The sequence below is a fragment of the Glycomyces halotolerans genome (assembly GCF_054779575.1).
Genome location: NZ_BAAGXZ010000032.1, coordinates 26,040 through 36,945, shown reverse-complemented (window position 1 = coordinate 36,945; position 10,906 = coordinate 26,040). Strand labels below are relative to the sequence as shown.

Genomic DNA, 10,906 nt, shown 5'->3' with positions numbered 1-10,906 from the left:
GCCGATGGTACTGCACTCGCGAGGGTGTGGGAGAGCAGGACACCGCCAAACATATACATGAGAAGAAACGGCCTCCGCGTCAGCGGAGGCCGTTTCCGTGTACCCACCGACCGTCCCGAAACACCACCTGACATCCCGGTCCCGACCATCGGCAAACAGTCACCGCTTTATTCGGTATGAACGGCCCCCGCTGACGCGGAGGCCGCTTTTTTATGCCCACCGCCGGCGCGAGAGCGCCGAACTTGGCATCGGAGCGTCCATCTGGGGACTTTAAGCTCGGCCTGCTGCCGATAAGCTGATGGCGCCCAGCCCTCGCAAGACAGGAGCGCCCCCCATGAGAGCCGTCATTCAGGAGCGGTACGGGACGGCCGACATCGTCTCAGTCGGAGACGTTCCAGAGCCGGTTCCGGCGGACGACGAGATATTGGTGCAGGTCCGTGCGGTATCACTCAACGGATCGGATCGCGAGAACCTCATCGGACGGCCCTTCTACGCGCGGTTGGGAGGACTGCGGCGTCCGCGGAACCCGGTGCCGGGCTCGGACGTCGCCGGAGTCGTGGCGGCCGTGGGCGGCTCGGTGACGGAGTTCGCGGCAGGCGACGAGGTCTTCGGCGAGCTTGCCGGATACCGCGGCGGACTCGCGGAATACGTCGCGACCTCGCCGCGGCTGCTGGCCCGCAAGCCACCCGGTCTCTCCTTCGCTGACGCGGCGGCGATACCGCAGGCAGGTTGCATCGCCTTCCGCACGACGCGCGGACTGAGAACGGGAGACCAGGTACTCGTCAACGGTGCTGGCGGAGCCGGCGGCGCGCTCGTGATCGGCCTCGCCAAACACCTCGGTGCCACGGTCACCGCCGTCGACCGCGCGGACAAGGCGGACCACCTACTGCGAGTCGGCGCTGACGACACGGTCGCCTTCGAAGCAGAGGACTGGGCCGACCACCGTGACCGCTACGACCGCGTGGTGGACCTGGTGGCGCACCGCCCGCCGTATCGAGTGCACCGCGCACTGCGACGTGGCGGCACGTACTTCATGGTCGGCGGGCACGCTCGCGTGCTGCTCGCGACACTCGTAGCCGGCCCGCCGATCGGTTGGACCACTGGGAAAAGCGTCGGCGTACTGATGGTGCCGCAGTCACGCGCGGACTTGGAAGCGGTCACCGCCCTGGTCACCGAAGGCGCCGTCGCCCCCGTCGTCGACCGCACCTACTCCTTGGACGAGGCGCATGCGGCGTTCGTGCGGCTCGCCGCCGGCGACAACCAAGGAAAGATCGTCATCGAAGTGCCGTAGTGAAGGCCGCGCACGAGAAAGGGCCGCAAGCAGGATGGTTGCGGCCCTTCGCGCATGCCCGGAATCGCTAGACGTAGGGGCCCTCGAGGGGCTCTCCCGCGTGCTGGCGGTACCAGAGCCCCCGGTAGCAGCGCCACGGTTCCGGGCGCAGCTCGGTCGGGGCGAAGATCTGCTCCAGGAGGCTCCGCGCCTCCAGGAAGAAGTCGAGGCGCTCATCCGGGGCGGCCACATGCTGCGAGTCGTCCACGGGCGTCTCCGCCGGAAGGATCGCCAGCGACGGCCACAGCGTCGTCTGCTCGGCGAGCGGCAGCAGCCACTCCCGCATCTCGTCGAGCGGTTCGCTCCCCACCGTGTAGGTGAAGGAGGTCCGATGGCCCGCCGCGCGGGCCGCGGCGAGGATCTCGGCCAGCCTCTCGGACTGCCTGCTCTCGCCTTCTTCGCCTTCGGGCTCCGGCTCCTCGAACGATTCCGTGGTCAGGAAGAGGAGGACGGGGCCGACCCGCTCGGCCAGTTCGGCGAAGGCCGACCGGCTGTGGATCGCCGGAGTCAGCACGCCGAGGGTCGTCTCTTCCGGCAGCCCTTCAGCGGTCATGGCCTCGCGGACCGCTTCGAGGTGCTGGACCACCAGCGCTTCATCGTGGGCGGTGCCCGCCGAGAGCATGACCTCCTTGAACTCATGCGACGTGCCGTCGTCGGCCAGGTCGGTGGACAACGCCTGCAGCAGGTCCCGGTAGCTCTTCACCAGTTCGGCGAGGTCGTCCGTCTCCTCCTGCAGCAGCAGGGTCGCGGCGGTCCCATCGGCGCGCAGATAGCCGCGCACCTCTTCGCCCGGCTCGGCCTCGATGATCTCGGCGACCGGCGTGCCGTCCACGCACAGCTCGGTCAGGCCGTGCTGGGGTGAGGAGCGGTCGACGTGCGCGCGGAGGCTGAACGGCGAGGTCGCACGGTCGGCGGGCAGCACCATCATGAACTCCTCGTTCTCGGAGTTGATGCGCAGCCGCATGCCCTCGGTGTCGTTGCCGCGCAGGCCGTACAGATTCAGCGCGATCAGCAGCAGTTCGCTCCACCGGAGGTCATGGCGCACGGCCAGACGACGCCAGCGGCGTACAGTCGATGAGATCGGGCCGGCACTATCTGCAGGCTGTGTTGGCTCTTCCATCACCAGTTCCGATCTTTCTTCTCGTCCCACCGCTGTCCTCCACCGTACAAGAAACTTTGCCGTACAGGTGGCTGCGGTCCGCCTCTATGCTAGGCCCGTCCAGGCGCAAACGCATCCCTCGTGAGCACCGGCACTGTAATTTGTGCCGCCCTCCGAATGGCGATCTCGGCCACCGCCCATTGTCGCTCACATCGAATCGATACACGCCGGTTCTGCGAAGTGGTGCATGGCGAACGGTGTGGCGCCTGGGAGTGTCGCGCGACCTGGCGTTTTCCGGTCACTGTGGATGACTGAGAAAGCGATCGGGAAAGCGTCGGACACCGCACGGGTCGGCTTCTCTTCGAATTGAGGAAGCGCAATTCGAGCCCCGAGTGCCGGAGGCGGCCGTCGGCGAACCGGCGGGACCGGCCGTGCGCTGCCGCGACGATCACTCTCGTCACTAGCCGGGCGGCAAGGTAGGCTTCGTGGTCGCGAACCGTAGCGAGGAGGTCCCGTGGTCGGTCACGGTGTGGTGTGTTCGGTCGATCCGCACGTCAGCGGCATCGGCCGCGAAGTGCTGGCGGCGGGTGGCAACGCCGTCGACGCGGCGATAGCCGCCGGCGCGGCGCTGACCGTCGTCGCCCCGCACCTGTGCGGGCTCGGCGGCGATCTGTTCGCGCTCGTCCACGAGCCCGGCGAGGAGCGGCCGGCGAGCCTGAACGCCTCGGGCCGCGCCGGGTCCGGCGCCGACGCCGAGGCGCTTCGGTCGGAGGGCCACCTGGTGATGCCCTTCCGCGACGACATCCGCTCGACGCCCGTCCCCGGCTGCGTCGACGGCTGGTTCGAACTCCACCGGCGCTTCGGGACGCGGCCGATGGCCGAACTCCTCGCGCCGGCGATCGAGCTGGCCGCGGGAGGCTGGCCGGCCACGGCCATGCTCGCCCGCGCGGGCAGCACTCTCGCAGGCGTGGCCGGCGCTGAAGACCTGGTCGGCTTGGAGCCTGGCGCCACCGCCACCCGCGAGCGCACCGCCGAGGCCCTGCGAGCGACGGCCGAGGGCGGCCGCGACGGCTTCTATCTCGGCGACTTCGGCCGCGGCCTCATCGAGATGGGCGACGGGCTCTTCACCGAGGCCGACCTCGCAGCGCCGCAAGCCGACTGGCACGACCCGCTCAGCGTGGAGGCATTCGGGCACCGGATCTGGACGGCCGCACCGAACTCCCAGGGCTACCTCCTGCTGCTGTCGATGGCCATCGCCGAGCGGCTCGGCCTGCCCGAGGACCCGTCCGACCCGCTCTGGGCGCACTACCTGATCGAAGCCTCCCGTCTGGCCGGATTCGACCGGCCCGACCGCCTCTTCGAAGGCGCCGACGTCGCCGACCTGCCGGCCGACGCCGAGGCACGGGCCGGGCGGATCAGGGCCGACGCCCGGGCCGACGTCCCCGTCAGGCAGCAGCCCGGCGGCACCACGTACATGGCCGTCCGCGACGGCGCGGGTATGGCCGTCTCCTACATCCAGTCGAACGCGGCCGGGTTCGGCACGCGACTGTTCGAACCGCGCACCGGGATCGGACTGCAGAACCGCGGCACCGGTTTCAACCTGACCCCGGGCCACCCGGCCGAGCTCGCCCCGGGCCGGCGGCCCCCGCACACGCTCGTGCCCGCGCTGGTCACGCGCTCAGACGGGTCGCTGCGCCTGGTCGCCGGGACCATGGGCGGCGATTCGCAGCCGCAGATCCTCACCCAGCTGCTCTCCCGCGTCCTCCATTCGGGCGCACCGGTGGAGGCGGCGGTGAACGCGCCGCGGTGGTGCCTCTACCCCGGCGAGACCGGATTCGGCACCTGGTCGGGGCCTTACGAAATCGACCTCGAGCTCGAAACCGGTGCCCCGGAGGCGTGGCGCGAGGGCTTGTCCGCGCGCGGCCACCGCATCTCCGACGAGCGCGTGACCAGCACCTTCGGCCATGCCCACCTCATCGAGATCGACGAGGAGGGCGGCGTCGCGGGGGCGGCCGACCCGCGCGCCGAGACCGGGACGGTCGCTCGGGTGGGCTGACGGTCGCGGCCGGAGTGTCGGAGGCGGCGGATACGTTCGATGTCTTCTCACCCTCTCGGAAGGAGGCGGTCGTGCCCGAGTCGATGAGCCTCGCTCAGGCCCGCCGGATCGCCGTCGCGAGCCAATTGCGGCCCAAGGCGCTCCGCTACCGGACCGTGCTCGAACGCCTCGGCTGCGTCCAGCTCGACACGATCTCGGCCGTCCGGCGCGCCCATGAGCTGACGCTGCTGGCACGCGACCTCGATTTCGATGAAGCGGTGGGGAGCCTGGACCGCCGCCGGACCGCGGTGGCGTTCGAAGGCTGGGCGCACGCGATGTCGCTGATGCCGGTGTCCTCGTGGCCGTACCACGCCAGGCGTCGCCGCTGGTGGCGCGAGGAACACGAGCACCTGCCTGTCCCGGAGAGCGCGTACGAGGACGTGCGTCGCCTCGTCGCCGCCCACGGCGCGGTGACCGTCTCGCATTTCCCGTCGGGGGCGATGCACCGCGGCGGGGCGAAGAACATGGGCGACAGCTGGAACCTGCGCACCGACCACAAGCGGGCCGCCGAGCGGATGATGCTGGTGGGGGAGTTGGCCTGCACGCACCGCATCGGGTTCAAGCGGGTCTACCAGTTCGCCGAGAAGGCGATCCCGTCCAAGCACTACTGGGACGCGGGCGACGACGAGTGCTACCGGTACATGGTCGGGACCGCGCTGCGGAACCTCGGCGTGGCCACCTCCAGGGACATCGCCGACTACTTCCGGCTCAAGGTCGCCACGGTCGAGCGCACGCTCCGCGAGATGGGCGTCGAGCAGGTGAAGGTCGAGGGCTGGAGGGGCCGGACCTGGATCGACCCGGACGCCGCGCGGCTTCGCGCGCCCGACCCCGAACGGGCCGTGGCGGTGTCGATGTTCGACCAGCTGGTGTGGCTGCGCGAGCGGATGCGGCGGCTGTGGGGGCACGACTGGAAGATCGAGATCTACGTGCCCGAGGCCAAGCGCACGTTCGGCTACTACTGCCTGCCGGTGTTCGTCGGCGACGACATCCCCGGTCGGGTGGCGCTGCGCCGGAACAACGGGGATCTGGTGGTCGAGGCGGTGCAGTGGGACGAGGGCCGGGCCGACCGCGCCCACTTGGAGGCCGCCGTCGAGCGGGTCGGCTCATGGGTGGACGCGAAGCCGAAGTGGCAGACCCCCGCGGACGGGGCCGATTCGTTCTCCCCAGTGGACCTGTGATCGGGGACTTGGCGAGCGACGAAGGGCCTCCTGCGGCAGGAGGCCCTTCGCTACCGTGCCGGCTCGCGGGTTCGGGGGAGTCGCCGCGGCCGGTCGTCTGGCCGCGCTATCCGGTGTACAGCGACAGGCCCCAGGCGTTGAGCGCCGGGTTGATGGGCTGGAAGTAGGTCGTTCCTCCAGAGCGGCAGTTGCCCGAGCCGCCCGAGGTCATGCCCTGGGCGCTGCCGCCGGTGATGAACGAGCCGCCCGAGTCGCCGGGTTCGGCGCACACGCTGGTGCGGGTCAGGCCGCGGACCGCGCCCTGGGAGTAGTACACGGTCTGGTTCAGCGCCTGCACGGTGCCGCAGTGCCAACCGGTGGTCGAACCCGAACGGCAGACCGATGAGCCGGGAGCGGCCTGGTTCGAGTTGTAGACGTAGCGCGAACCGCTGTACATGTTCACGATGTTGTACAGCGTCTGGTTGCTGCCGACCGAGACCCAGGCGGCGTCCGCGCCGGGGAACACCGACTGCTGGAACGTGCCGGGCGCGGCGCTGCCGCTGGTCACTCGGGAGCCGACACTGCCGCAGTGCCCCGCGGTGACGAACCCCTTGGTCGAGCCGCGAGTGACGGCGAAGCCGACCGAGCAGCGCGAGGAGTTGTTGATGTAGTAGGCGTCGCCGCCGCGCACGTAGTAGGTCTCGGGCGCTTCGGCTGTGGTGTCGACGGTGACCATGTCGAGGTCGACGCCGGCGGCCTTTGCCAGGTCGGTCGCGGCGGCCTCGTCGGCGGCCTCGATGACGACGCCGTTCGACTCGACGTCGATGTAGTAGCCGTAGACGTCGTCGCCTTCGACGCGGTCGAGGTCGGCCACCGCGGCTTCGAGGTCGGCCATGTCGTGGTCGACCAGCACCGGGGTGGCGCCTTCGGCCGCCAGGTCGTCGGCGTCGGCCTTGGAGGTGGTGGCGACCAGGATCTCGTCGGCCTCCTCGGAGACCCAGAGGCCGGCGTAGGTGTCCTCGAAGGACTCGGGGACCTCTTCGAGCAGTTCGGAGGCGACCGCTTCGACCGCGAGGCGGTCGTAGACCTCGGTGGCGGTCAGGTCGAAGGTCTCCGACATCTCGGTGACCAGGTCGGGACTGACCTTGCCGAGGAGGTCGTCGCGGGCTTCGTCGGCCTTCAGCTCGAGCGGGTCCGCGGAGGCGGGGGTCGATCCGAAGCCGAGTGCGAGGGAGGTGACTAGGGCGCTTGCGGCGGTGACCGCAAGGGCTCGTTGGCGTTTCATATGTGTATGCCTTTCGGGTGTGGGCATTGGACAGCTACCGGGGGGCAACTGTCATGGCGGTCGCTGGTGAGCGACGCCATATGAGGAGATTAGAGCTAAACCGCGCAAACCAGAAGGTGTAAGTTATTCAGTTAATATCCCTCAAGTTGCCATGGCGTTGCATATTCGTCACCTCGAGGTGCAAGGGACAGGTTTGCGGCGAACCGGTGTATATCGTTGGTGCCCTTGGGATCAGGGAGGGGCTAAGTGGTTGCCGGCTACGGCGGCGCCGACCCCGCCGGAACGGCTCGGGTCGTCATCCGGACTCTCGGCGTTCTGCGAAGCATCGTCACGAACTAGACATCGAAGTCTATGGATATATACGGAATGTCGGGTTTAGAATGTTCAGGTGGAGTTCACCCTTAAGACCCCAAGGCTGGACGGATCTGGCTCCACCCTCACACGGATCCTCACAGCCGACCCGGACGCGAACGTCCGCGGAATCCTGGACACGGCGTGCAAGTTGGAAGGCTGGGAGGCGATCCCGGCCCCGAACGGCGCCACGGCCCTGGCCCACCTGCGAGCGCAGCGACCGCACATGGTGGTGACCGAGCTGGCGATGCCCGACATCGACGGCCTGGCCCTGCTGGGCCGCATGCGATCGGAGTTCCCCGAGGTCCCCGTGATGGTCCTGGCCGGCAAGGCCGGCGCACAGGACCAGATCGGCTGCCTCGCGGCCGGTGCCGACGACTACGTCGCCAAACCGTTCAATCTCGAGGAGGTCATGCTCCGGCTCAAGTGCATGCGGCGACGCAGCGCCGTCTCGTCGATCGAAGTGCCGCCCACCATCGTCGTCGGCGACCTCGAGCTCGACGAGGAGTCGCGCGAGGTGCGGCGCGGGGACACGATCGTCGACTTGACCGACACCGAGTTCCGGCTGCTGCGCTACCTGATGCGCAACCCCCGCCGGGTGCTCAGCAAGGAGCAGATCCTGCGGCAGGTCTGGAGCTACGACTTCCGCGGCAAGCCGACCATCGTCGAGCTCTACATCTCGTACCTGCGCCGCAAGATCGACCGCGGCGCCGAGCCGATGATCCACACCGTGCGGGGGGTCGGCTACGTCCTCAGACCGGCGTGACCGGCTCAGGCCCACGCCAGGCGCATGGGGCACCAGCCGAAGTGGCGCCGCAGTGTCCGGTTCCACTTGTTCGCCGGCAGGTCCGGGTGGAGGAACGCCAGCCCGGTGCCGTACTTGCTGATGGCGCAGGGGCGGTAGCCGGCCTTCCACAGTCGGCGGTCGACCGGGCCCGGCCGCCCGGCGCTCTTGACCTCGACCACGGCCATGTCGGGGCTGATCGCCCCGAAGCGGCCGTCGAAGTCCTCGAATCGCAGTTCCGTGTCGCAGGTCAGCCGCGCCCCCGAGGGGCGGTGGAGCATGGTCGCGCGCTCGTAGCGGGTGACCAGCACCGGTCGCAGCGCCTCGACCGGGATGGGGACCTCCGCGGCGTCCTCGATCCGTGACCGGCCCTCCTCGGTGAGGCGGTGCCGGTCCTGCTCGAGGTACTCGAAGCGCCGCTTGACCGTGGCGTCGCCGGCGCGGGTCTTGATCTCGAGCATGCACTGGCCCGAGTCCAGATAGGTGCGGGTGCGGACCTTGAAGCGGCGACGTCTGGAGTGGGCGGCGCTGAGGTAGCTGGACAGGTCCGGGGTGTCGAAGTACGCCGACTCGTAGTCGAACCGGCGACGGCGATCCAGCTCGAGCACCGACAGCTCGCCGCGCAGGTCGGCCAGCGTCCGCTCGAGGTCGCCGCGGTCGACCAGGTACTTGCGGTCCACACGCGTCTGCAGTTCGGCGACCGCCAGCAGGTCGGTGAGTGCTATGGGGGACAGCAGGTCGTACATGGAGCGCTCCCAGATCAACGGACGAATGCCGGTCGGCGCCTGGGCGACCGCGTCGGTCCGCCGGTGGCGACCCGGTAGGTGACCTCGACGGTCTGGGAGTCGCGCACCAGGTCGGTCAAGGTGGTCTCGATCCGCGTGATCGCCTCGGCGTCGAGCAGCTCGAGCAGCCGGGCCTCCAGTTCGGCCCGGGAGTGGTAGATCCGCTCGAGCACCACCCGCTCCTGCCGGTAACGCTGGTGGAGGAACGGCTGGTCGATGACGGCCATGACGACGACCACGAGCAGGCCCAGCGCCGGTCCCGTCCACGCCGGCGTCAGCGGAATGCCGCAGACGAGTCCAATGGAGAGCGCCGAAAAGTAGTAGCAGACGTCGCCGTGGCTCAGCTCGGACGATCGGAGCCGGATGATGGAGAGCACGCCGAACAGGCCGATGCCCACGCCTATCCCGATATCGGTCCCCAGCAGTGCCGTCACCACCGCGTAGACGCCGATGTTGATGCCGATATAGGGCACGACCATGTGCCTCCTGCGGTGCCTGCGGTAGTAGACCCCGAACACCAGCATGCTGATGAGAGCCAGATCGGCGAGCAGTCCCGTCCATCCGAAATCGTCCATACCCCGCTTTATAGATCGCGAACCTATGGAGTCCCCATGAGCCGTCTATGCGTTCCCGATGAACGAGCAAGCGTTTCCATAGAATTTCCACAGTCCCCCTCGCCACCGACCGCGTCATCGTCGGGATTCGAAGGGAGTGCGTTCACCTGAAATCCAAACTGGACTGACGAGACTTTCACGGCCATCGGGGCGGGGCGGCACTTCCCGATTCCCGCCGCCGAGCCCACCGCGCGGGGTTACGGTGATTCCGGTCCGCAGAACAGACCGGGGCGGCGGCGCCGGAGGCGAGTCCGCCCCGGATCGACGCCGCTAGGAGGCATCGGTCGATGAAAGCCCTGCAATACCGCGCGATAGGCGCCGCCCCCGAAGTGGTCGAGGTCCCCACCCCCGAACCGGGGCCCGGAGAGGTCCTGCTCAAGGTCACCGCCGCCGGAGTGTGCCACTCAGACGCCACCGTCATGGGCTGGTCGGCCGACGAGTTCCCCTACGAGCTGCCCATGACGCTCGGCCACGAAGGCGCCGGCACCGTCGAGGCGCTCGGCGAGGGCGTCACCGGCGTCGAGATAGGCGAACCGATGGCCGTGTACGGGCCGTGGGGCTGCGGGCGGTGCCGCAAATGCGCCGCCGGAGACGAGAACTACTGCCTGCGGGCGGCCGAACTGGCGATCCACCCGCCCGGGCTCGGAGCGCCCGGCGCCATGGCCGAGTACATGATCGTCGACGACGTCCGGCATCTCGCGCCGCTGGGTGGCCTCGACCCGGTGAAGGCGGTGCCGCTGACCGACGCGGGCCTGACGCCGTACCACGCGATCAAGCGGTCGCTGCCGAAACTCGTCCCCGGCAGCACCGCCGTGGTCATCGGCACCGGCGGCCTCGGGCACGTCGGGGTGCAGCTGCTGCGGGTGATGACCGCGGCCCGCGTGATCGCCGTCGACGTGTCCGAGGAGAAGCTGGCCCTGGCCCGGGAGGTCGGCGCGCACGAGACGGTCCTGTCCGACGACGCCGCGCCGGCCAGGCTCAAGGACCTGACCGACGGCGTCGGCGCGAACGCGGTGTTCGACTTCGTGGGCATGCCGTCGACCGCGGAGATCGCGGCCGGCGCCGCCGCGGTCGACTCCGACGTGGTCCTCATCGGCATCGGCGGCGGCAGCATCCCGGTGGCGTTCGGAATCCTGCCGTTCGAGGTCGCCGTCAGGGCGCCGTACTGGGGAAGCCGAGGTGAACTGATCGAAGTCCTCGACCTGGCCCGCGGCGGCTTCGTCGACGTCCACGTCGAGACGTTCGGCCTGGACGAGGGGCCGGTCGCCTATGAGCGGCTGCACGAGGGCGCCGTCCGGGGCCGCGCGGTCATCCTTCCGAACGGCTGAATCGAGGATTTCCGAAGAAAAATTCCGGCGGGGTGTCGATCCGGGCCGCGCCCGTTCGACCTGAGGGTGAAAGGACAA

The 10,906-nt window shown here is 69.2% G+C and carries 9 protein-coding genes; 5 read left to right on the top strand and 4 right to left on the bottom strand.

Annotated elements, in window-relative coordinates; genetic code table 11:
* Positions 1-334: 334 nt before the first annotated feature.
* Positions 335-1,291 (top strand): NAD(P)-dependent alcohol dehydrogenase, encoded by a 957-nt coding sequence (locus tag ACYVL2_RS19065; RefSeq protein ID WP_460546301.1) that lies wholly within the window; start codon positions 335-337, stop codon positions 1,289-1,291.
* Between the two features lie 67 nt (positions 1,292-1,358).
* On the opposite strand, the gene ACYVL2_RS19060 is transcribed toward ACYVL2_RS19065, so the two are convergent.
* The gene (locus ACYVL2_RS19060) at positions 1,359-2,375 is read right to left on the bottom strand and encodes a hypothetical protein (RefSeq protein ID WP_460546300.1); all 1,017 of its coding nucleotides are present in this window, start codon (positions 2,373-2,375) and stop codon (positions 1,359-1,361) included.
* Between the two features lie 568 nt (positions 2,376-2,943).
* Here ACYVL2_RS19060 and ACYVL2_RS19055 point away from each other — a divergent pair.
* Positions 2,944-4,485: a gamma-glutamyltransferase family protein gene (locus tag ACYVL2_RS19055; protein ID WP_460546298.1), complete on the top strand. Its 1,542-nt coding sequence runs from the start codon at positions 2,944-2,946 to the stop codon at positions 4,483-4,485.
* A gap of 71 nt (positions 4,486-4,556) precedes the next feature.
* Entirely contained in the window at positions 4,557-5,702 is a 1,146-nt protein-coding gene (locus tag ACYVL2_RS19050; RefSeq protein WP_460546296.1) for a winged helix DNA-binding domain-containing protein, read from the top strand.
* 106 nt (positions 5,703-5,808) lie between these two features.
* Here ACYVL2_RS19050 and ACYVL2_RS19045 read toward each other — a convergent pair whose 3' ends face one another.
* The gene (locus ACYVL2_RS19045) at positions 5,809-6,966 is read right to left on the bottom strand and encodes a S1 family peptidase (RefSeq protein WP_460546294.1); all 1,158 of its coding nucleotides are present in this window, start codon (positions 6,964-6,966) and stop codon (positions 5,809-5,811) included.
* 388 nt (positions 6,967-7,354) lie between these two features.
* On the opposite strand from ACYVL2_RS19045, the gene ACYVL2_RS19040 reads away from it, so the two are divergent.
* Positions 7,355-8,083 (top strand): response regulator transcription factor, encoded by a 729-nt coding sequence (locus tag ACYVL2_RS19040; RefSeq protein ID WP_460546292.1) that lies wholly within the window; start codon positions 7,355-7,357, stop codon positions 8,081-8,083.
* Between the two features lie 5 nt (positions 8,084-8,088).
* Here ACYVL2_RS19040 and ACYVL2_RS19035 read toward each other — a convergent pair whose 3' ends face one another.
* Together ACYVL2_RS19035 and ACYVL2_RS19030 are read right to left on the bottom strand one after the other, a co-directional pair.
* Entirely contained in the window at positions 8,089-8,847 is a 759-nt protein-coding gene (locus tag ACYVL2_RS19035; protein WP_460546291.1) for a polyphosphate polymerase domain-containing protein, read from the bottom strand.
* A 14-nt stretch (positions 8,848-8,861) separates the two neighbouring features.
* Positions 8,862-9,461 carry a DUF4956 domain-containing protein gene (locus ACYVL2_RS19030; protein ID WP_460546288.1) on the bottom strand — a complete coding sequence of 200 codons (600 nt, stop codon included), beginning with the start codon at positions 9,459-9,461 and terminating at the stop codon, positions 8,862-8,864.
* 326 nt (positions 9,462-9,787) lie between these two features.
* Here ACYVL2_RS19030 and ACYVL2_RS19025 point away from each other — a divergent pair, with 326 nt between their 5' ends.
* Positions 9,788-10,828 carry an NAD(P)-dependent alcohol dehydrogenase gene (locus ACYVL2_RS19025; RefSeq protein WP_460546286.1) on the top strand — a complete coding sequence of 347 codons (1,041 nt, stop codon included), beginning with the start codon at positions 9,788-9,790 and terminating at the stop codon, positions 10,826-10,828.
* Positions 10,829-10,906: the final 78 nt, after the last annotated feature.

Excerpts from the sequence above, each read along its gene's own strand:
- ACYVL2_RS19065 (WP_460546301.1), top strand. The coding sequence starts at position 335 with ATGAGAGCCGTCATTCAGGAGCGGTACGGGACGGCCGACATCGTCTCA.
- ACYVL2_RS19045 (WP_460546294.1), bottom strand. The coding sequence starts at position 6,966 with ATGAAACGCCAACGAGCCCTTGCGGTCACCGCCGCAAGCGCCCTAGTC.
- ACYVL2_RS19035 (WP_460546291.1), bottom strand. The coding sequence starts at position 8,847 with ATGTACGACCTGCTGTCCCCCATAGCACTCACCGACCTGCTGGCGGTC.
- ACYVL2_RS19030 (WP_460546288.1), bottom strand. The coding sequence starts at position 9,461 with ATGGACGATTTCGGATGGACGGGACTGCTCGCCGATCTGGCTCTCATC.
- ACYVL2_RS19025 (WP_460546286.1), top strand. The coding sequence starts at position 9,788 with ATGAAAGCCCTGCAATACCGCGCGATAGGCGCCGCCCCCGAAGTGGTC.